Source organism: Lentzea californiensis, assembly GCF_024648825.1.
GTDB lineage: Bacteria > Actinomycetota > Actinomycetes > Mycobacteriales > Pseudonocardiaceae > Lentzea > Lentzea californiensis.
The window spans coordinates 279,713-300,030 of record NZ_JANBBE010000010.1 but is presented as its reverse complement, the minus strand read 5'-3'; the positions used below and the strand labels follow the sequence as shown (position 1 = coordinate 300,030).

The window sequence follows — 20,318 nt, the reverse complement described above, 5'->3', positions numbered from 1 at the left end:
ACCGGCGTGGCGGCACGGACGTGGCGGGCTTCTCGGGGCCGGTCGGTCACGCGGTGTCGTCCGCGTCTGACCTGCGGCAACGCCCGGAGTGGCTGGTCGGCCGGCTCGTGCTGCCGCCCGCGGGTGAGATCGCCTACTCCGCGGCGAGACGTGGCTCGCGGCGCAGCCGAGCCCCAGAACGCGTGTTCGCTTCAGGTCGCCCGGCCTCGCTCGCCCGGCCGGGTTGATGGCCGGCAGGACGAAATCACGGCATCGGGTGGTTTCTGACCTGCGGTGATGTCAAGGCTTCAAAAATTGTCAGACCCTCTCGCTAGCGTTCTGGGCATGGACCTGAACGTGTTCTGGGGCCTGGCGGAGTTCTCCGGTGTGGAGGCCTCCGGTCAGGACGGCCGGCTGGAGCGGCGCACCGCCGCCCCGGCCGCGGTGCGCGCGCGGGTTCCGGGGACGAGTGCGTTGTTCAGGAAGGTGGCGTGATGGCCGTGCCCGTGGATGTTCCGGTCGACGTGGTGGTGTGGCGGGCTCCCGGCCCGGCGACCTTTCCGGAGGCGGCGGCCCGCTATGCGGAGCTGCGGTCCTCGCCGCTGGGCGCGTTCGAGCCCGCGGTGGCGGCGTTCGTGCGGGAGTTGAGGCGCACGTCGCCCGATCCCGGGTCGCCGGTGTCGTGGGATCAAGCGCTGACGGTGGGCGTGGACGCGGTGATCGTGCACGTGGTGTGGCCGGGGCAGCGTCAGGTGCTGGATCTGGTGGCGTTGCTGGCGTCGCGGCACGGGCTGGTGTGTTTCGAGCCCGCGCGCCAGGCCGCGATGTCCTGACGCAGCGAGGTCTTCGTGTCCTGCGGCGCGAAGGACACGTCGACGGCGTTGGTGGCGATGCTGGCCAGGGCGTCGTCGTCGAAGCCGAGGTGCTCGCGCAGCAGGCGGTATTCGCCGGTGAGCGTGGTGCCGGTGGAGGCGGGGATGTCGGTGCTGAGCGTGACGGTCAGCCCGGCGTCGACGAGCAGTGGCAGCGGATGAGAGGAGAGGGATTCGACCAGTCCCAGCGCGACGTTCGACGACGGGCAGGCTTCGAGCGGTATGGCGCGGTCCCGCAGCAGCGCGACGACTTCCGGGTCGTCGAGCGCCCGGAACCCGTGCCCGATCCGGTCGGCGAGCCCGACGGTCACGGCTTCGGCGACACTGGGTGCTCCGCAGCACTCCCCGGCGTGGTGCACGAGTCCGACCCCGGCTTCGCGGGCGTCTCGGAACACGGCGGCGAACGGGGTGAGCGGGTAGTCCTCCGCTCCGGCCGTTCCGATGGCCACGACCCGCGGGTGTGCCAGAGCGAGCCGCAGTGAGTCGCGCAGTCGCGTTACCGATCGCTTCCTGGGGTGGTCCACGATCACACGGCATTCGATGCCGTGGGCGGCCTGTCCTGCGGCGAGCCCGGACAACACCGCTTCGAGCGGCATGTCCGGATCACCGAGTCGTTCTCCGTGCGCTGCCGCGGTGAACGTGACTTCGGCGTACCGGGTCCCCTGCGCTGCTTCCTCGGCGCAGAACTCGTACGCGATCCGGTGGAAGTCCTCGGCTCGCCGCAGGCAGTCCCGCACCGCCCCGTTGCGGGCGGCGAACTGCGCGAAGCCGTCGAACGCCCCTGCCTGCACGGCGGGGACGTCGACGCCGTGGTGCTCGGCGAGTTCCGCGAGGGTGTCCGTGCGCACGGTGCTTTCGAGGTGCACGTGCAGGTGGGCTTTGGGCAGCGCCGCGAGGTCACGCATGGGGAGCGACGCTACTCAAGGCCCGTCAGTGGACGCCCGGCATTTTCGCGGGCGTCATCCGGCCAGGAACGTCACCGCGCCGGTCAGTTCGTGCTCGGGGACGTCGCGGGCCCTCCGGGGTTGGCGTGCAACGACTTGCTCGGTGTGGCGAAGGCGGCGAACAGCGCGAGGCCGGCGTCACGCGCGACGAGCCGGTCGTCGCACTGCAGCAGGGAGCGGGATGCCGAGGGCGCTGCTCATGGACACGCCCCAGAACCCGACGCGGTCACCGAGGGAGGACAGGGCGTCGAGCACGGACCTCCATTCCGGGATCGCGCGCGAGGACGTCGAGGGCTCGTTCGCGCTGGCCGCTGTGGGCGCTCAGCGCGAGCCCGGCGGGATCATGGCTGGGGGTCCAGAGCACGCCGGGGACCCCGACGTGGACGAAGCCGCGTTCGGTGATGCCGTCAGCGGACGTGGTGTGGGAGGTGAAGCGCATGGCTGGTCGCCTTCCGGGTGGCTGCCGGAGCGCTCCCGTGGCGACGCGGTGAAGGCGTCAGGCCGGGAGGAGGAGGGAGCGCCCATCTGGGTTGACCGCGTTGATGGGGCTCACCTCCTCTGGCCGATCGCGTACGGAGAGCTTCAGTGGTGTGACCCGGCCCGCTGGCGGGCGAATTCACGCTCAGCAGGGCGCCTCGGGGCGTCTGACCGCGAATTCGCCCGGCACCCTTCCGAGCCGCACCACCAGCACCCGGTGATCATCGGGCGCGCCGGTATTCGGGGCGACATGGGGTGTGCGCCGCTACTAGGTTCCGGTGTCATGCCTGATGTTGTGCAGACGCGCCACGGCGCGACGGTGCTGATGTGCGCCGAGGACGGTCCCCTGATCACCGACGAGCAGTCCGCTGTGGACCTGATCGGCACGTTGTGGGGTCAGGACGTGCGGTGGCTGGTGTTGCCGCTGGCGCGGTTGCCCGAGGACTTCCTGGTGTTGCGCACGCGGGTGGCGGGTGCGGTGGTGCAGAAGTTCCAGCAGTACGGCTTCGCGGTCGCGGTGGTCGGGGACATCACCGAGCAGGTCGCGGCGAGCACGGCGTTGCGGGACTTCGTGTACGAGTCGAACCGGGGCCGGCAGCTGTGGTTCGTCGCGGACGAGGCGGAGCTGGACGCACGGCTGAGCGCGGCGGCCTGACCACGCCGAACAGCCCTATTGCACATCGCTTGCAATAGGTAGTGTCGCGGGCATGGACATCCGTCGTTCGCTCTCGCAGCACAGCGGCCCGCGCAGGTCGCCGCACGAGGTCCTCCGCCGTCTCGCCGCCTGGGTCACGCCGCAGACGCGGCCGGAGGACCCGGTGCGGGAGCTGGAGGGGCGGGTCGCGGCGCTGCTGGGCAAGCCCGAGGCCTTGTTCTTCCCGTCGGGGACGATGGCGCAGCAGGTGGCGTTGCGGGTGCACGCCGACAGGACGGGCCGCCGCTCGTTCGCCGGGCATCCGCAGTCGCACCTGCACGTGTGGGAGAACCAGGGCTACAACGCGCTGCACGGCCTGCGGTTCCACCCGGTGGGCGACCGCAACGAGCTGTTCGGCCTCGAGGATCTGCAGGCGGTGGGCGAACCGCTCGCGGCGGTGGTGTTCGAACTGCCGCAACGCGACATCGGCGGTGTGCTGCCGGCGTTCGGGGACCTGGCGGCGCAGGCGGCGTGGGCGAGGCGGTCGGGTGCGGCCGCGCACTGCGACGGCGCGCGGCTGTGGGAGGCGCAGACCGGCTACGACGCCACGTTCACCGAGATCTCCGCGTTGTTCGACACGGTGTACGTGTCGCTCTACAAAGGACTCGAAGGTGTGCGGGGCGCGGTGCTCGCCGGGGACGCCGAGACGATCGGGCAGGCGGCGGTGTGGCGGCGCCGGATGGGCGGGGCGATCGCCGACGCGTGGCCGCTGGCCGCGATCGCGTTGATGGGCATGGACGTGAACCTGCCGCGGATGGCCGAGTTCCGCGACCACGCCGAGGCGATCGCGCGGGCGATCAACGCCGACGGGTTCGCGCACACGACACCGGACGTGCCGGCCACTCCCCTGTTCCACGTCCACCTGCCCCTCTCGCGCCACGACGCGCAGCGGGCCGCGCAGCACCTGCTGGAGGAGACGGGGATCAGGTTGTTCCTGTACGCGCGGTCGAATCCGGATCCGCGGCGGTGCAGCTTCGAGGTGAGCGTGGGGCTCAGCGGGCTGGAGTTCACGCCGGGCGAGGTGGTGGAGTTGATCAGAGGACTACCATCGCGGGTGTGAGCCTGCCCGAACCCGTCCAGCACGCGCTGGTCAGGGTCTCGCACTCGGTGCTGATCGACGTCGACGCGCTCGCGGGGGTGCGCGAGAGGTTCGACGACGAGCAGGCGGCGTCGCTGGCGGGGTATCTGCGCAACGCGCAGTCGCCGAACACGGTGCGGGCCTACCGGTCGGACTGGATCGCGTGGGCCGGGTGGTGCCAGGCGGAGGGCCGTCAGGCGTTGCCGGCCGATCCGCTGGACGTGGCGGTGTACCTGGCGGTGGCGGCGGACACGGTGAAGCCGGACGGGTCGCCGGCGTTCGGGGCCTCGACGCTGGAACGCAAGTCGGCGGCGATCTCGGCGGTGCACGCGGCGAACGGTCTGCCGAGCCCGACGCGCAGCGACGTCGTGCGGCTGACGTTGCGCGGTGTGCGGCGCACGCGCAAGTCGCAGCCCCGGCGCAAACGGCCGGTGCTGCTCGACACCCTCGAAGCGCTGCTGAACGAACGGCCGCAGGCCGGTCCCGCGCGCGCGAGGGACGCGTTGCTGCTGCTGGCGGGGTTCGCGGGGGCGTTGCGGCGCAGTGAGCTGGCGCAGATCGAGTTCTCCGACGTCACGGTGGACGTGGATCCGCGCACGCACGAGCCGTTGCTGCTGATCCGGCTGGGGACGACGAAGACCGACCAGACGGGCAAGCACCAGCAGTCGGTGGTGCTGCCGCGCGGCAGCAGGCGGCCGACGTGTCCGGTGTGCGCGTTCGCGGACTGGGCCGACGTGCTCGACGGCAAGGAGCTCTCCGAGACCGGCCTGCACCGCTGCCACGGCTTCGAGCCGGGTGTCCGGCAGGGGCCGGTGTTCCCGGTGGTGAACCGGCACGGCGGCATCGGCACGAAGGCGATGTCGGGGCGTGCGGTGGCGGAGCTGGTGAAGCGGTACGCGGTGCGGGCGGGGCTGGATCCGGCGTTGTTCGGCGGGCATTCGCTGCGGGCGGGGTTCGCGACGCAGGCGGCGCTGGGCGGGGCGAGTGACCGGGAGATCATGCGGCAGGGCCGGTGGACCAACCCGCGCACGGTGCACCGCTACATCCGCACCGCGAACCCCCTCGAGGACAACGCCGTGACCCGCCTGGGCCTCTGAATCTGTGACCCAGCTCTCACTCTGCGTAGTTAACTGTAAACAAGATCCCCTCCGGTAGGGCTGCACCACTCGCAGCAGCGCACTACGCCGGAAGCAGGCGTGCACCGGGAAGTTTCCGCCGTGTTTCCACGCCGTTTGAGCTGCTCTTTTGTTCCACCATCCGGACAAAAACCGGTGTCCTGACCAGCGACTCAGCCAAATTTGTGAACCGATCTCGCATTCTGGGAGCGGCTGGTCGCATGCACTGAGAGCAATACGATCGCCACGCCCGGTCATCGACGATGGCCGGGCTGTTCCACGGTGTTCGCCCCGGCACCCCTGTAACGCCGGAGCGAACGCCCCCTGCACCGGAACAAGGAGCGTTCATGAAGCGCAAAACCCTGGGCATCACCACCGCCCTGGTGGCCGGGGCGGCTCTGGCCGCCACGGGCACGCTGGGAGCCAACGCCGCACCGCAGCCGGGCAACCCCACGCAACAGGAAGCTCTGCACGCCGCGGCCGAGCAGGCGGGGACGATCTCCTCCGCCCTCGGCCTGACCGGCGGCGAACGACTCGTCCCCCGCGACGTCGTGCGCGACGCCGACGGCACCCACCACCTTCGCTTCGACCGCACCCTCAACGGCCTGAAGGTCATCGGCGGCGACCTCGTCGTCGCCCAGAAGTCCGGCCGGGTCACGGGCGTGACCAAGGCGTCCGAGGCCTCCCTCGCCGGCCTCGACACCACCACGCCCGCCACCGCGTCGAACGGCACGCTCGTCGTCTTCGCCCTCGACCACGCGCCCGTGCTCGCCTGGGAGACCGTCACCCACAGCGTCAAGGACGACCAGACCCCGAGCGAACTGCACACCTTCACCGACGCCCGCACCGGCCACACGCTGCTGACCTACGACGGTGTCCACCACGCCGAAGGCACCGGCCAGTCCACCTACACCGGCACCGTCACCCTCAACACCACCCAGTCCGGCGCCACGTTCCAGCTCAAGGACCCGGCCCGCGGCAACCAGGCCGTCAACAACCTCAACAACGGCACGGGTACCGGCACCCTGTTCACCGACGCCGACAACAAGTGGGGCAACGGCACCTACACCGACAAGGCCACCGCGGGCGTCGACGCCGCGTTCGGCGCCGCCAAGACCTGGGACTACTACAAGACCGTCCACGGCCGCAGCGGCATCAAGAACAACGGCCAGGGCGCGCTGAGCAAGGTCCACTACGGCAACAACTACAGCAACGCCTTCTGGTCCGACTCGTGCTTCTGCATGACCTACGGCGACGGCGCCCAGAACCGCAACCCGCTGACCAGCATCGACGTCGCCGCACACGAGATGTCGCACGGCGTCACCTCCGCCACCGCGGGCCTGGTCTACTCCGGTGAGTCCGGCGGCCTCAACGAGGCCACCAGCGACATCTTCGGCTCCACCACGGAGTTCCACGCCGCCAACACCGCCGACGCCGGCGACTACCTCATCGGCGAGAAGATCAACATCCGCGGCGACGGCAAGCCGCTGCGCTACATGGACAAGCCCTCCAAGGACGGCAAGTCACTCGACTACTGGTCCTCCAGCGCCGGCAACGTCGACGTCCACTACTCCTCCGGCATCGCCAACCACTTCTTCTACCTGCTCTCCGAGGGCAGCGGCCAGAAGACCATCAACGGCGTCGCCTACGACTCCCCCACCGCCGACGGCCAGCCCGTCACCGGCATCGGCCGCGACAAGGCCGAGAAGATCTGGTACCGCGCCCTGACCACGAAGTTCACCTCCAGCACCAAGTACGCCGCCGCCCGCACCGGCACCCTCGCGGCCACCGCGGACCTCTACGGCGCCTCGTCGCCGGAGTACGCGGCGGTCAACCGTGCCTGGGCCGCGGTGAACGTCAAGTAGACCCCGCCGCCGAAAAAGCGCCGAGGCCCGGACCGACCCCCTGCACGGTCCGGGCCTCGGCATGTTCGTGTCGCGGCCACCCCACCCCACCGCACCTGGTTCGCTTGCACGTCACGCACGTCACGCACGTCACGCACGCCACCTGGCACGACGGCACCGTCGTCTACCCGCAGACCGACCGCCGCGGAAGCACGTTCCTCGTCCTCGACACGCCGTGATCAAGTCGCGAACACCCCTGCCGGGTGCGCTGATCAGGGCTCCAGATCGGTAGCCGCCAGAAACGACCCGTCCATGTGGAACGGCACCGAGTCGTGCGAGTGCGTCACCAGCCACCGCCCGTCACGCCGCTGCAACCCCACCGTCGTGCGCATCCACATCGAGAACCCCTCCGGGTAACCGACCGGCACCGCCGCCAGCCGCGCCAGCCCGTGCGCGAACGCCACGTCACCGGACACCACGATCGTCAGATCCCGGTGCTCCAGCGTGATCGGCCCGGTGAACCCGGCCATCCACCCCGCCAGCGACTCCACGTCCCGCGCGTCCGGCCCGGCGTTGCGCAGCGGAGGCGCCAGCGTGCACGCCACCACGTCCTCGGCATAGCGCGCGACGATCCGCGCGGGATCACGCAACCGCATGCCCTCCTCGTGCTCGGTGAACACCGAGCGGATGGCGACCTCGTCCTGCACCAGCGTGCGAGTCATCTCGGAACCCTCCGTCGAAATCGGCTGACACACCGGTGTCGAGACACGGCCCGCGGTCTCGACATGACGGTGAGAAGATCTTTCCGCCAGCCAGCCACGAGCCGGGAGGCCGCACGTGAAGTACCTGATCCTCATCTACAGCAACCCGAAGTCACGGGCCGCGTGGGACAAGCTCACCGAAGAGCAGCAGGCGCAGTTCGGCAAGGACCACTACGACCTGTCCGACCGGCTCCGCGCCTCCGGTGAGCTCGTCGTCAGCGAAGGCCTCCCCGGACCCGAGACCGGCAAGGGTGTCAGCATCCGCAACGGCGAGGTCGTCGTCACCGACGGGCCCTTCGCCGAGGCCAAGGAGTACCTCGCCGGGTTCTACCTCGTCGAAGCCGACTCGATCGACCAGGTCATCGCCCACGCCGCGACGCTGCCCGACGCCCACAACGACGGCATCGAGGTCCGCCCGGTCTGGGACACCTCCATGCTGGACGGCCTGTGAACCCTGAGGTGGAGGGCCTGCTGCGCACACTCGCGCCGCAGGTCCTCGGCGTGCTCGTGCGCCGCCACGGCCAGTTCGACATCTGCGAGGACGCCGTGCAGGAAGCCCTGCTCGGCGCCGCCCGGCAATGGCCGGCCGACGGCGTCCCGGACAACCCCAAGGGCTGGCTCATCACGGCGGCGTCCAGGAGGTGGATCGAGCAGTACCGCTCCGACGCCGCCCGCCGCCAGCGCGAGGACAAGGTCGTCGCCCTCACCCCGCCACCACCCGACCCCGTACCGGCACAGGACGACACCCTCACACTGCTCGCCCTGTGCTGCCACGAGTCACTCACCACCGCCTCGCAGATCGCCCTGACCCTCAGAGCCGTCGGCGGCCTCACCACCGCCGAGATCGCACGAGCGTTCCTGGTACCCGAAGCAACAGTGGCGCAACGCATCAGCCGCGCCAAGCACAAGATCAAGCAGTCCGGCGCGAAGTTCCGGCCACCGCAGGACCTCACAGCCGTCCTGCACGTGCTCTACCTGATCTTCACCGAAGGCTCCACCGCCAGCTCCGGCGACGACCTGGTACGCGTCGACCTCACCGCCGAAGCCCTCCGCCTCACCCGGCAGCTGCACAAACGCAGACCGGCCGACGGCGAACTCACCGGCCTGCTCGCGCTGATGCTGCTCACCGACGCACGCCGCCCCGCCCGCACCGACACCCACGGCACGCTCATCCCGCTCGCCGAACAGGACCGCACCCGCTGGGACACCCGAGCGATCGACGAAGGCACCCACCTGATCAGCGCGGCACTCAAGACCGCCCAGATCGGCCCCTACCAGCTGCAAGCAGCCATCGCCGCCGTCCACGCGGAAGCCAAGACCGCCCAAGACACCGACTGGCACGAAATCCTCGGCCTCTACGACCTGCTCACCGTCACCGCACCCGGCCCGATGATCTCACTCAACCGCATCGTCGCCGTCGCCATGGTCCACGGCCCGCACCGAGCACTCGACGAACTGTCCACACTGGACCTCGACCACTACCGCGTGCACGCCGTCCGCGCACACCTCCTCGACCTGCGAGGAGACCACGACCAAGCACGCCGCGAATACGAGAAAGCCGCGAAACTCACCCTCAGCGCACCCGAACAGCGCTACCTCAGATCCCGGTCGCGCCACCCACGGTAGCGTCCGACGACGGAGCCTCCTGCGGCGGCGCCACCGGCACCACACCCGACAGATCCCCACCGTTGTCGTTGGAGCGCAACACAAAAGGCCGCGTCTGCGTGTACTGCACCACCGAGATCGAACACGGATCCACCACGATCCGCTGGAACCCGTCCAGATGCACACCCAACGCATCCGCCAGCACAGCCTTGATCACATCACCGTGCGAGCACAACACCCACACCGCACCAGGACCGTGCTCCTCGGAAATACGCGCGTCATGCGCCCGCACCGCCGCCACCGCACGAGCCTGAACGTGCGCCAAACCCTCACCGTCCGGGAACACCGCGGCGGAAGGATGCTGCTGCACGACCGCCCACAACGGCTCGTCGTACAGGTCCTTCAACGCCTTACCGGTCCACGCCCCGTAATCCACTTCGGACAGATCCGGCTCCGCCACGGCCTCCAAAGACCGATCGGCCAGCAACGGCGCCAACGTCTCCTCACACCGCTGCAAAGGAGACGACACCACCGCACTGACCGGGACGTCCTTCAACCGCGACACCAGAGCAGCCGCCTGCGCCCGCCCCCGCTCGTCCAAACCCACACCCAGCGAACGCCCGGCGAGCACACCGGAACCGTTGGCGGTCGAACGCGCATGCCGAAGCAGGATCACCGTAGCCACGACCCCACCTTAGATCGGCTGCAGCAACCCCATCGACAGCAGCCCCATCAGCACCAGACCCAGCATCAACCGGTACCACACGAACACCGAGTACGAATGCTTCGACACGTACTTCAACAACCACGCGATCGTCGCGTACCCCACCACGAACGAGATCAACGTCGCCACGACCATCTGCGGAATCGACGCCTGCACACCCGTACCCGACCGCTCCAGCACATCCGGAATGGAGAACAACCCCGCCCCGAACACCGCCGGAATCGCCAGCAGGAACGAATACCGCGCCGCCGCCTCGCGGTTCAGCCCCAGGAACAGACCCGCCGTCAACGTGCCACCCGAACGGGACACACCCGGGATGAGCGCCAGCGCCTGCGCCAGACCCATCCCGATCGCGTCCTTCATCCGCAACTCGTCACGCTGCTGCTTCGCCAGGTGGTCCGCCAGACCCAGCAGCAGACCGAACACGATCAACATCGTCGCCGTGATCCACAGGTTCCGCGCCGACGTCCGGATCTCGTCCTTCAGCAGATAACCGAGAACCGAGATCGGCACGGAACCGATGATCACGTACCAGGCGAGCTTGTAATCCCTCTCCTTGCGCGCCTCCGCGCTGAAGAGACCGCGGAACCAGGCGCTGATGAAGCGCCCGATGTCCTTGGCGAAGTAGATCAACACCGCCACCTCGGTACCCAACTGGATGACCGCGGTGAACGAAGCGCCCGCGTCGTTGCCGAAGAACAGCGTCGACGTGATGCGCAGGTGCGCACTGCTGGAAATCGGCAGGAATTCCGTCAGTCCTTGGACCAGTCCGAGGACCAGAGCCTGCAACCAGCTCAACTACCCACTCCTGCCAGATCCAAAGCCTCGGCCGCGGTCCGAAGACCCGCGATCCCCTGCTCCAGATCTTGCAGCATCGGCGAAACGGACAGCGTGGTGACCCCCGCCGCGGCAAGGGCCTTCATCCGGTCTGCTATGCGCTCCTTCGGGCCCAGCAACGACGTCGCGTCCAGGAACTCCAGCGGAATCGCCGCCATCGCACCGGCGTAGTCACGAGCCAGGTACTTCTCCTGGATCTCCTCGGCCTGATCCGGGAAACCCATGCGCACCATCAGGTTGTTGTAGAAGTTCTGCTTGCGCGAACCCATGCCGCCCACATAGAGCGCCGTGTACGCCCGAACCGGATCCGCACACGCCTTCCAGTCCTCACCCACGACCAACGGCGCCGTCGGCACCACGTCGAAGCCGTCCATCGTCTTCCCGGCCTTCTCCCGACCGGCCCTCACCGACGCCAGCGACTCCGCCGAGTACTCCGGCGAGAAGAAGATCGCCAGCCACCCGTCCGCGATCTCGCCCGTCAGCTCCAGGTTCTTCGGACCCACAGCCGCCAGGTAGATCGGAATCTGGTCACGCACGGGGTGCACGGTCAGCTGCAACGCCTTGCCCGGGCCATCGGGAAGCGGGAGCGTGTAGTGCTCACCCTCGTAGCGCAGCTTCTCCCGCGACAGCGCCTTCTTCACGATCTCCACGTACTCACGCGTGCGCGCCAACGGCTTGTCGAACCGCACACCGTGCCAGCCCTCCGACACCTGCGGACCCGACACACCGAGACCCATCCGGAACCGGCCACCCGAAAGAGTGTCCAAAGTGGCCCCGGTCATCGCGGCCATCGCCGGCGTCCGCGCCGGAATCTGGAAGATCGCGCTACCGACGTCGATGCGTTCGGTCTGCGCGGCCACCCACGCGAGCACCGTCGGCGCGTCGGAGCCGTAGGCCTCCGCGGCCCACACCACCGAAAAACCGAGTCGGTCGGCCTCTTTGGCCAGCTCAAGGTTCGCGGCGTCGTTGCCGGCGCCCCAGTATCCGAGGTTCAGTCCGAGCTTCACACGGCGAGACCCTACCGGTCAGTAACACCGATTGCCAGGCTCAGCCGATGATCACCCCTTAGCATCGCGCACGTGGAACAGCGATACCTCGGCCGCAGCGGCCTCCGCGTGTCCAGAACGGCACTGGGCACGATGACGTGGGGCCGCGACACCGACGCGGACGAGGCAGCCACCCAGCTCATGGCCTACGCCGACGCCGGCGGCACCCTCGTCGACACCGCCGACGTCTACTCCGACGGCGAAGCCGAACGCATCCTCGGCACCCTCCTCGGCGAAGTCGTCCCCCGCGACGAACTCGTCCTCGCCACCAAAGCCGTCGCCCGCCGCACCGAAGGCCCCTTCGGCGGAGGCGCCTCCCGCGGCGCACTCCTGTCCGCCCTCGACGGCTCCCTGCGCCGCATCGGCGTCGACCACCTCGACCTCTGGCAACTCCACGCCTGGGACGCCGGCGTCCCCATCGAGGAATCCCTCTCCGCCCTCGACCACGCCATCTCCTCCGGCAAGGTCAGATACGCGGGCATCTCCAACTACAGCGGCTGGCAGCTCGCCACGGCAGCACTGACCCCCACCACCTACCCGCTGATCTCCACCCAGGTCGAGTACTCCCTGCTCGAACGCGGCATCGAACGCGAAGTCGCCCCCGCCGCCCGCCACCACGGCCTGGGCCTCCTGCCCTGGGCACCCCTCGGCCGCGGCGTCCTCACCGGCAAGTACCGCAACGGCACCCCACCCGACTCCCGCGGCGCGTCCACCCACTTCGCCGGCTACGTCGAACAACACCGCAACGACCGCGCCGCCCGCATCGTCCAGGCCGTCTCCACCGCCGCGGAAGGCCTCGGCACCTCCGCGCTCTGCGTCGCCCTGGCCTGGGTCCGCGACCGCCCCGGAGTCGTCGCACCCGTCGTCGGCGCCCGCGACACGAACCAGCTCCTCGCCTCCCTGGAAGCCGAGGAGCTGACGTTGCCACCGGCGATCAGGGCCGCGCTGGACGACGTCAGCGCCATCGAACTGGGCTACCCCGAGCGCCCCATGCCTTGATCGCCTCCTGTTGTTGCGGGTTTGTGACTGGCGTTTTCGACTGGCTTGGTCAGCGATCGAGTATTGATTTTGGTCTACACTGAAACCATAGAGATAAATGTGACAAGCCTCCGAACGAGGTTTCACCCCACCCCTTGCGTGACCTTCGCCCGAACGTCGTGGATGCTGGAAGACCACGACGTTTCTACGGAGGAACCGATCTTGCGCCGGCTCGCTGCTCTGATCTTGACCACCGCCGCTCTGACAGCGTGCGGCCAGAGCGAGGGGTCGCAGGATCCGCTGCAGGTCGCCGAAGTCCTCGAGGCGGCCAAGCCGGCCCGCTCCCCCGCCCAGACCGGCACGCCGCCCGGTGCCATCTCCCCCGGCGGCACGTTCCAAGAGGGCGGCACCACGCTGAAGTTCCAGGTCAACGGCCGCAACGTCGAGCTCGACCGGCTGCGCAGCGCGGTCTTCGAGATGACCACCGACGACAAGGGCGCCGAGACCAGGGGGGCCGGGCTGCGCGCGGGCGACGGCGCCACCAACGGCGTCCCCGACCGCTTCGGACGCCTGCTCGTCGTCGACACCCGCGGCGGCGAGTTCATCGCGTTCTCGATCAACCCGCTGATCATGCGTCAGCGCTACCCGATGCCCGGCACGCCCTACGGCATCGCCTACGACGCCAAGCGCGACATCGCGTGGATCACGCTCACCGAGCGCAACGAGGTCGTGGGACTCGACGTCGCCGCTGGAGAACCCGCCGAGAAGCACCGGTTCCCCACCGTGCGTCAGCCCAACACCGTCAGCGTCGACCAGGAATCCGGACGCGTCACCGTCACGTCCGGCGACAACGGAGGGGTACAGGTGATCTCACCATGACCGAAGGGGTGATCGACGGGGACTGGGAATACCAGCCGCTGCGTCTGCCGCCCGGCATCTCCCGCCGCACCGCGACCACGCAGCTGGCCATCCAGGCCGAGTTCGCGGGCTGGGAACTCTCCAGAACGCTGCTCTACGGCGACGGCTCCCGCAAGATCTGGCTCCGCCGCAAGCGCCAGCCCGCCCTGGTGCCAGGCCTCATCATCTGAGCACCAGCCCGTCGCCGAACGCGGCAGGCTCGCACTCGGCGATGAAGTCCGCCGGAAAGCCCCGCTCGAACGGGGCCGCCGCCTCCAGGCGCGCGACCGCTTCCGGCGGCAGCACGACCTCGCCCGCACAATCCAGCACCTGCTCAGGAGTCCGCGCGCCTACCAGCGGCAGCGCCCCGGACGCGCGCACCCACGCCAGCGCCACCTGAGCCCGCGTCGCGCCGAGCTCCTCCGCGACCACCCGCACGGCGCGCGCCACACCCTCCTCCCGCTCGGACAGAGGGCCGGACCGCTGCGTGCCGCCGGAGAGCCTCCCCGCGGCCAGCGGCGCCCACGCCGCCACCGTCAGCCCCAGCGCCGACGCCATCGGCAGCAGTTCCCGCTCCACATCGCGCTTCAGCAGGTTGTACGGCACCTGCAGCCCCGCGAACGCCGTCCAGTCCCGCCACTCCGCCAGCGCGTTCGCCCGCGCCACGAACCACGCCGGCGCGTCCGACACCCCGACGTAGAGCACCTTCCCCGCCCGCACCACGTCGTCGAGCGCCCGCATCGTCTCCTCGACCGGCGTGTGCCGGTCCCACAGGTGCACCCACAGCACGTCCACGTAGTCCGTCCGCAACCGCCGCAACGACTGCTCCAGCGACAGCACCAGGTTCTTGCGGTGGTTCCCGCCCGCGTTCGGATCCGCCGCGTCCCGCGACAGCGCGTACTTCGTCGCCAGCACGAACCGGTCCCGCCTCGTCAGCACCGCGCCCAGGACCTCCTCGCTCTCGCCGTAGGCCGAAGCCGTGTCGAGGAAGTTCCCACCGGCGTCGGCGTACGTGCCGACCACCCGCCGCGCGAGGTCCTTCGAACGCAGCGTCATCGTGCCCAGCAACAACTCCGAGACGCGCAGGCCGGTCCGGCCGAACAGTCGATATCTCATGATCCACAGCATCACCGCCGGCGGCGAACCGAGGGAGACCGGCTCAGGGCCCCTCTGGTGGTGTGGCCCGGAACGTTGCCGGGCGAATTCGCGGTCAGACGGGCGCATCGCGACACCGCCCCCACGTCCTCGTACTGGACGTACGGGGGTGTGGGGGCGGTGTCGTGAGGTGTCCTGCTGAGCGTGAATTGCCCAGCCGACGTTCCGGGCCACACCACTAAACTCGCCGATCATGGCCGACAACGCACTGGGCCGCTTCCTGCGCGCCCGCCGTGAAGCCACCACTCCCCCGGCCACCGGGCGCCGCCGCACCCCCGGCCTGCGCCGCGGCGAGCTCGCCGACCGCGCCGGCATCAGCGTCGAGTACCTCACGCGCCTGGAGCGCGGCACCGACCGCTCCCCCTCCGGCCAGGTCCTGTCCGCCCTCGCGGACGCCCTGACCATGACCGCGGACGAGCGCGTCCACCTGTACCGCCTGATCAAGGCCGGCACCGCCTGCTCCCCTCCCCCGCCTCCGCCGCTGCGCCCCACGATCAGGGCGATGTTGGACACCCTCGAACCCGCCGCGGCCGCCGTGCTCTCCCCCTCCGGTGACGTCCTCGCGAGCACCGCGCGGTTCCGCGAGATCTCCGGTCTGGACGACGAACGCAACCTCGTCCGCTTCGCCTTCAGCCCGCAGGCCAAGGCCCACTACCCCGACTGGGACCGGGTCGTGAGCGACCGCGCCGCCACCCTGCGCGCGGCCGCTGACCTGGGCGATCACGCCGCAGCCGCGCTCGCGTTGGAACTCTCGGTCACCGTCGGCGCCGCCTTTGCGGACCGCTACGACGCCGCGTCGTCCCTGCCTCCGGCCATCGGTACCGAGCGCTGGGGCTCTCACCTCCTGGCGTTCGAGACGCTTTATCTGGCCGGCGAAGGCGAGCACCGGTTGACGATTTATTTTAGTCAACACTGAAGCGATAGAGATAGTCGGAACGTGGACGGATGGAAGAATTGCCGTCATGCCCCGCCCGGAAAAACCGCTCGACCCGTTCGCCGGGCCTGTTGAACAGTTCGCGTTCGACCTGCGCAAGCTCCGCGAGAAGGCCGGCTCCCCCGGCTACCGCGAGCTCGGCAGGCTCAGCCACTACTCCGCCAGCACCCTCGCCGACGCCGCCCGCGGCCAGAGGCTGCCCAGCCTCGCCGTGTCGCTCGCGTTCGTCCGCGCCTGCGGCGGCGACGAGGAGATGTGGGAACAACGCTGGCGCGAGATCGGCGAGGCCGACCCGCGGCACACTGAGGGCGACTCCCCCTACGTCGGCCTCAAGGCGTTCACCGAGCACGACGCCGACCGCTTCTTCGGGCGGGAACGGCTCGTCGGCAAGCTGCTGGGCAAGCTCGAGCACCACGACGCGGTGCTCGTCGTCGGCGCCTCAGGCTCGGGCAAGTCCTCGCTGCTCAGGGCCGGTCTGCTGGCCCGCGCGCAGGGCGAGCTGATCACCCCGAGCACCCACGAGACGCTGCCGGACGTCGAGGGCCTGCTGGTGGTCGACCAGTTCGAGGAGATCTTCGCGCTCCCCCACCGCGACGGGTTCATCGCCGCCCTCACCCGCCGCGCCGGCCAGACCGTCATCGGCATGCGCGCCGACTTCTACGGCCACTGCGCCCGCTACCCCGACCTCGTCGGCGCCGTCGAGAACGCCCAGGTCCTGGTCGGCCCGATGAGCACCGACGAACTGCGCAAGGCCATCACCCAGCCCGCCGTCGAGGTCGGCTGCGCGCTCGAGACCGGACTCGTCGCCCGCCTCATCGCCGACGCCACCGGCGAACCGGGCGTGCTCCCCCACGTCAGCCACGCGCTGCTCGAGACCTGGCGGCGCAAGCGCGGCAACACCCTCACGCTCTCCAGCTACCACGAGAGCGGCGGCATCGCCCGTGCCATCGCCAACACCGCCGAGAACGCCTACACCGGCCTCGACGAGCGGCAGCGGGTCCAGGCCCGTCAGGTCTTCCTGCGCCTGATCACCCCCGGTCAGGGCACCGAGGACACCAAACGCCACGTCAAACGGTCCGAGCTCGCGGCCGACGACGTCGTCGAGCACCTCGCCGACGCACGCATCCTCACCGTCGACGACGACAGCGTGGAGATCAGCCACGAAGCCGTCATCCGCAGCTGGCCGCGCCTCAAGGACTGGCTCGCCGAGGCGCGCGAGGACCTGCGCGTGCACCGCCGGCTCACCGCCGCCGCCGCGGACTGGGAGTCGCACGGCCGCGACGACGGTTCGCTGTACCGAGGGGCGTCGCTCACCCAGGCCACCGACTGGGTCCAGCGCGAACCCGACGCGCTCAACGCCGCGGAGAAGTCGTTCCTCGACGCCAGCAAGGCCGCGGCCGAACACGAACTGGCCACGGAGAAGCGCCGCACCACCAACCTTCGCCGCGTGGTCGCGTTGCTCGCCGTACTGCTGCTCGTGGCCACTACCGCGACCGTGTTCGCCGTACGGGCACAACGCCAGACCACCGAGCAACGCACCATCGCGCTCGCCCAGAAGGCCATCGCCGAGGCCAACGGCCTGCAGGACCGCGACCCCGGCCTCGCGAGCCAGCTCCGCCTCGCCGCCTACCGCCTGACGGGCCTGCCCGCCGCCCGCGACAGCCTGCTCAGCACGTTCGCCGGGCCCCAGGTCGCCATCGCCAGGGGGCACACCGACGCGACGTCGTTCGCGCTGTTCAGCCCGGACGACAAGCTCATGGCCACGGCGGGCGACGACAAGCAGCTGATCGTCTGGGACATGGCCGACCACCACCACCCCACCGAACTCAGCCGCACGCATGCCGGTGACGACGCGATTCACGGCATGGCGTTCAGCCCCGACGGCCGGACCCTCGCCACCGCGGGATGGGACGGCCTCATCCGCCTGGTCGACCTCACCGACCCGCGCAAGCCCGTCGAGAGGGCGCGCATCACCGGCCACGACGGCCAGGTGCAGGCGGTCCAGTTCACGCCGGACGGCACCACGCTCGTCAGCGGCGGCAAGGACAAGACCATCCGGGTCTGGGACATCTCCGGCCCCGCCACGCTCGTGCGCACCATCCAGGCCCACAACGACAACGTGCACGGCATCTCCATCAACAAGTCCGGCACGACGATCGCGTCCTCGTCCTGGGACGGCACCGCGAAGCTCTGGGACCTCGCGACCGGCGCGCCCCTCGCCACCATCGCCACCTCCCCCACCAACTTCTCCTCCGACGCCATCGCCTTCTCCCCCGGCGACCTGCTCGCCACCGGCGCCGACAGTGGCGACGTGCGGGTGTGGGACGCCAAGGACCCCCGCAACCCCGTGCTGCTCGACGCCGCCACCGGGCACCAGTTCTCCATCCACACGCTGGCCTTCTCCCCCGACGGGAAGTTCCTCGCCACCGGCGGCGGGGACAAGTCCACCCGGATCTTCGACGTCTCCGACCCCCGTGACGTCCGCCCCGCCGCGACGCTGGCCGGCCACACCGACACCGTCTGGTCCGTCGCGTTCAGCTCCGACTCGAAGCAGATGGTCACCGCCACCACCGACTCCGAGGTCCGCGTGCTCGACGTGGCCAACCTCAGCCATCCCCGGCACGACTGGACGGCGTGGAAGCTCTCGTACGCCGAGGACGGCACGTTCTTCACCACGTCCTCCTCGGACGGGGAGATCAAGCTGTGGCGGCAGGAGGACCGGCACGTCGAACAGCTCTCGGCCCTGCCGAAGCTCTCCGCCGGCGACCAGGGGGCCACCGCGGTCGTCCACCCCGGCGGCAAGATCGTGTTCGGCTCGTCCTACGCCGCCAGCGCGCTGTGGGACGTGAGTGATCCGTCCAGGCCTCGTGAACTCAGCAGGGCGGTCACCGCGGGCGGGCCACTGGTCGCCGCCGCCTTCAGCCACGACGGCAAGACCCTCGCCGTCTCCGAGGAGGGCGGCACGATCGGGCTCTGGAACATCACCGACCCGGCCACGCCGGTGAAGATGGGCAGTTTCGCCGCGCACAAGGCCGACACCGTGTGGGAGATCGAGTTCTCCCAGGACGACCGCACGCTCGTCATCGCCAACGGCAGCCGCGAACTCCAGCTGTGGGACGTCGGCGACCCCGCCAAGCCCCGCGCCCACCCCGTGCTGCGCACCGACGACAACCCCGACCCCATCCGCCGCGGCGGGCAGGCCGGGCGCGAGGAGGTCATGAGCGTCGTCATCCACGGCGACGTCATGGCGTTCGCGAACATGGGCAGCAGCGGCGCGCTGTACGACATCAGCGATCCCGCACAGCCGCGCAGGCTCAGTTCACTGCCCAACGACGGCGGGCCGCTGCAACGCCTCGCCTTCTCCCCCGACGGCACCCTTGTGGCCGCCGGCACGACCGACGACGTGATTCGCGTGTGGGACGTGAGCGATCCCCGCAACCCCCAGGTGCGGGCAGTGCTGCACGGTCACACGGAACGGGTCTGGGGCGTGGCCTTCTCCCCGGACAACCGCACCCTCACGACCACCGGTACGGATCGCACCATCCGAGTCTGGGACATCGACGTCGAGGCGACCGCAGCCCGCGTGTGCGCCACTACGACGGCGCACCTGTCCACTCGTCATTGGGAGCAATACTTCCCCGGCGTGGAGCCGAGGGCTCTCTGCTGAACAACACCCTCACCTTTCCTCTCGCCGTCTTTGTAGTGCGAAAACGTTGTGTGGTGTCGATGTCCGGGCGTCGTACAACAACGTTCGTGCAACGGGGAGCGGCGAACCGGCTGAAGGTGACCCTTTAGTCAACACTGAAGCAATAAAATTCGCCGAACTGGTTGTAGATGTGATCAGATTCTGGGTCATGGAGCTCGTGCCGCACGAAGTCGGGGTCGCTCACAGCGCACTGCCGCACGACGAAACGTCCGCCCGTGCCCTGCTCGCGCAAGCCGCGGCCCAGGGCCTGCACACAGTCGTCGTCACCGCCGAGGAGGGTGACGAACGCGCGATCGCCGTGCTGCGCGAACTGCGCGCGGAATGGCAGACGGAGGGCGGCCGCATCACCGCCCAGCTCGACACGGACGCAGAGGGCCAGTTGCACCACCTCTGGGGCCTCACGGTGGACGAACGGGCCGCGTGGCTCGCCGCGTTCCCCCGTCACGACGACCCGAACTGGTGGATGCACCGGCTGCTGGTCCTCAACCACCACCCGGAGTGGTCGCCGCTGAAGGACTGGCTGGTCGACGAGCACGTGCGGCTCTTCGGCCGCCCGCCCGGACGCCGCCGCTCCAGCGCGGCAGGCCGCTGAAGCCAGGCTGGTCGAACCGCTGGATCGGGTCCTCCTCCGGGGTGCCCCGATCCAGCGACCGCGGGCACGACCGGTGATCG

The 20,318-nt window shown here is 69.8% G+C and carries 22 protein-coding genes; 15 read left to right on the top strand and 7 right to left on the bottom strand.

The window, feature by feature from the left end; translation table 11 throughout:
* The first annotated feature begins 53 nt into the window (after positions 1–53).
* The 3 genes from LX88_RS31695 (at position 54) to LX88_RS31685 (ending at position 812) form a co-directional block, all read left to right on the top strand.
* Entirely contained in the window at positions 54–227 is a 174-nt protein-coding gene (locus LX88_RS31695) for a hypothetical protein (protein ID WP_258951436.1), read from the top strand.
* 97 nt (positions 228–324) lie between these two features.
* On the top strand, positions 325–474 hold the full coding sequence (locus LX88_RS31690; RefSeq protein WP_258951435.1) for a hypothetical protein: 150 nt from the start codon (positions 325–327) through the stop codon (positions 472–474).
* Positions 474–812, top strand: coding sequence for a hypothetical protein (locus LX88_RS31685; protein ID WP_258951434.1), 339 nt, complete (start codon positions 474–476; stop codon positions 810–812). Before LX88_RS31690 ends, LX88_RS31685 begins: the two co-directional genes overlap by 1 nt.
* Here the strand turns inward: LX88_RS31685 and add are convergent.
* Both add and LX88_RS31675 read right to left on the bottom strand, forming a co-directional pair.
* On the bottom strand, positions 728–1,756 hold the full coding sequence (gene add / locus LX88_RS31680) for an adenosine deaminase (protein ID WP_258951433.1): 1,029 nt from the start codon (positions 1,754–1,756) through the stop codon (positions 728–730). The genes LX88_RS31685 and add overlap by 85 nt on opposite strands.
* Before the next feature lie 265 nt (positions 1,757–2,021).
* Positions 2,022–2,234: a hypothetical protein gene (locus tag LX88_RS31675; protein WP_258951432.1), complete on the bottom strand. Its 213-nt coding sequence runs from the start codon at positions 2,232–2,234 to the stop codon at positions 2,022–2,024.
* Between the two features lie 321 nt (positions 2,235–2,555).
* On the opposite strand from LX88_RS31675, the gene LX88_RS31670 reads away from it, so the two are divergent.
* The 4 genes from LX88_RS31670 to LX88_RS31655 all read left to right on the top strand — a co-directional run bounded on the left by LX88_RS31670 (position 2,556) and on the right by LX88_RS31655 (position 7,024).
* Complete coding sequence (locus tag LX88_RS31670) at positions 2,556–2,927, top strand: DUF4180 domain-containing protein (protein ID WP_258951431.1); 372 nt, start codon at positions 2,556–2,558, stop codon at positions 2,925–2,927.
* A 52-nt stretch (positions 2,928–2,979) separates the two neighbouring features.
* Entirely contained in the window at positions 2,980–4,026 is a 1,047-nt protein-coding gene (locus LX88_RS31665; protein ID WP_258951430.1) for a threonine aldolase family protein, read from the top strand.
* Entirely contained in the window at positions 4,023–5,141 is a 1,119-nt protein-coding gene (locus LX88_RS31660; protein WP_258951429.1) for a site-specific integrase, read from the top strand. The genes LX88_RS31665 and LX88_RS31660 overlap by 4 nt, the downstream gene beginning before the upstream one ends.
* A 365-nt stretch (positions 5,142–5,506) precedes the next feature.
* Positions 5,507–7,024, top strand: coding sequence for a M4 family metallopeptidase (locus LX88_RS31655; RefSeq protein ID WP_258951428.1), 1,518 nt, complete (start codon positions 5,507–5,509; stop codon positions 7,022–7,024).
* 251 nt (positions 7,025–7,275) lie between these two features.
* Here LX88_RS31655 and LX88_RS31650 read toward each other — a convergent pair whose 3' ends face one another.
* A complete protein-coding gene (locus LX88_RS31650) occupies positions 7,276–7,725 on the bottom strand; it encodes a YybH family protein (RefSeq protein WP_258951427.1) in 450 nt (149 codons plus the stop codon).
* A 115-nt stretch (positions 7,726–7,840) separates the two neighbouring features.
* Here LX88_RS31650 and LX88_RS31645 point away from each other — a divergent pair, with 115 nt between their 5' ends.
* Positions 7,841–8,215 carry a YciI family protein gene (locus LX88_RS31645; protein WP_258951426.1) on the top strand — a complete coding sequence of 125 codons (375 nt, stop codon included), beginning with the start codon at positions 7,841–7,843 and terminating at the stop codon, positions 8,213–8,215.
* Positions 8,212–9,390 carry an RNA polymerase sigma factor gene (locus LX88_RS31640; RefSeq protein ID WP_258951425.1) on the top strand — a complete coding sequence of 393 codons (1,179 nt, stop codon included), beginning with the start codon at positions 8,212–8,214 and terminating at the stop codon, positions 9,388–9,390. Before LX88_RS31645 ends, LX88_RS31640 begins: the two co-directional genes overlap by 4 nt.
* Here the strand turns inward: LX88_RS31640 and LX88_RS31635 are convergent.
* Genes LX88_RS31635 through LX88_RS31625 form a run of 3 tightly spaced genes read right to left on the bottom strand, consistent with a single transcriptional unit; the run spans position 9,362 to position 11,937 of the window.
* Complete coding sequence (locus tag LX88_RS31635) at positions 9,362–10,054, bottom strand: histidine phosphatase family protein (protein ID WP_177224481.1); 693 nt, start codon at positions 10,052–10,054, stop codon at positions 9,362–9,364. The genes LX88_RS31640 and LX88_RS31635 overlap by 29 nt on opposite strands.
* 9 nt (positions 10,055–10,063) lie before the next feature.
* Positions 10,064–10,891, bottom strand: coding sequence for an undecaprenyl-diphosphate phosphatase (locus tag LX88_RS31630; RefSeq protein ID WP_090062663.1), 828 nt, complete (start codon positions 10,889–10,891; stop codon positions 10,064–10,066).
* Complete coding sequence (locus LX88_RS31625; RefSeq protein WP_258951424.1) at positions 10,888–11,937, bottom strand: LLM class F420-dependent oxidoreductase; 1,050 nt, start codon at positions 11,935–11,937, stop codon at positions 10,888–10,890. Before LX88_RS31625 ends, LX88_RS31630 begins: the two co-directional genes overlap by 4 nt.
* Before the next feature lie 72 nt (positions 11,938–12,009).
* Here LX88_RS31625 and LX88_RS31620 point away from each other — a divergent pair, with 72 nt between their 5' ends.
* The 3 genes from LX88_RS31620 to LX88_RS31610 all read left to right on the top strand — a co-directional run bounded on the left by LX88_RS31620 (position 12,010) and on the right by LX88_RS31610 (position 14,042).
* On the top strand, positions 12,010–12,975 hold the full coding sequence (locus tag LX88_RS31620) for an aldo/keto reductase (RefSeq protein WP_258951423.1): 966 nt from the start codon (positions 12,010–12,012) through the stop codon (positions 12,973–12,975).
* Positions 12,976–13,200: 225 nt separating this feature from the next.
* Positions 13,201–13,833 (top strand): YncE family protein, encoded by a 633-nt coding sequence (locus tag LX88_RS31615; protein ID WP_258951422.1) that lies wholly within the window; start codon positions 13,201–13,203, stop codon positions 13,831–13,833.
* Complete coding sequence (locus LX88_RS31610; protein WP_258951421.1) at positions 13,830–14,042, top strand: DUF5703 family protein; 213 nt, start codon at positions 13,830–13,832, stop codon at positions 14,040–14,042. The genes LX88_RS31615 and LX88_RS31610 overlap by 4 nt, the downstream gene beginning before the upstream one ends.
* On the opposite strand, the gene LX88_RS31605 is transcribed toward LX88_RS31610, so the two are convergent.
* Positions 14,035–14,967 (bottom strand): aldo/keto reductase, encoded by a 933-nt coding sequence (locus LX88_RS31605; protein ID WP_258951420.1) that lies wholly within the window; start codon positions 14,965–14,967, stop codon positions 14,035–14,037. The two genes, LX88_RS31610 and LX88_RS31605, sit on opposite strands and share 8 nt — an antisense overlap.
* Before the next feature lie 232 nt (positions 14,968–15,199).
* Here LX88_RS31605 and LX88_RS31600 point away from each other — a divergent pair, with 232 nt between their 5' ends.
* The 3 genes from LX88_RS31600 to LX88_RS31590 all read left to right on the top strand — a co-directional run bounded on the left by LX88_RS31600 (position 15,200) and on the right by LX88_RS31590 (position 20,238).
* Complete coding sequence (locus LX88_RS31600) at positions 15,200–15,922, top strand: helix-turn-helix domain-containing protein (protein WP_258951419.1); 723 nt, start codon at positions 15,200–15,202, stop codon at positions 15,920–15,922.
* A 46-nt stretch (positions 15,923–15,968) separates the two neighbouring features.
* The gene (locus LX88_RS31595; protein WP_258951418.1) at positions 15,969–19,607 is read left to right on the top strand and encodes an nSTAND1 domain-containing NTPase; all 3,639 of its coding nucleotides are present in this window, start codon (positions 15,969–15,971) and stop codon (positions 19,605–19,607) included.
* A gap of 187 nt (positions 19,608–19,794) precedes the next feature.
* Positions 19,795–20,238: a hypothetical protein gene (locus LX88_RS31590; RefSeq protein ID WP_258951417.1), complete on the top strand. Its 444-nt coding sequence runs from the start codon at positions 19,795–19,797 to the stop codon at positions 20,236–20,238.
* The last annotated feature ends 80 nt before the right edge of the window (positions 20,239–20,318 follow it).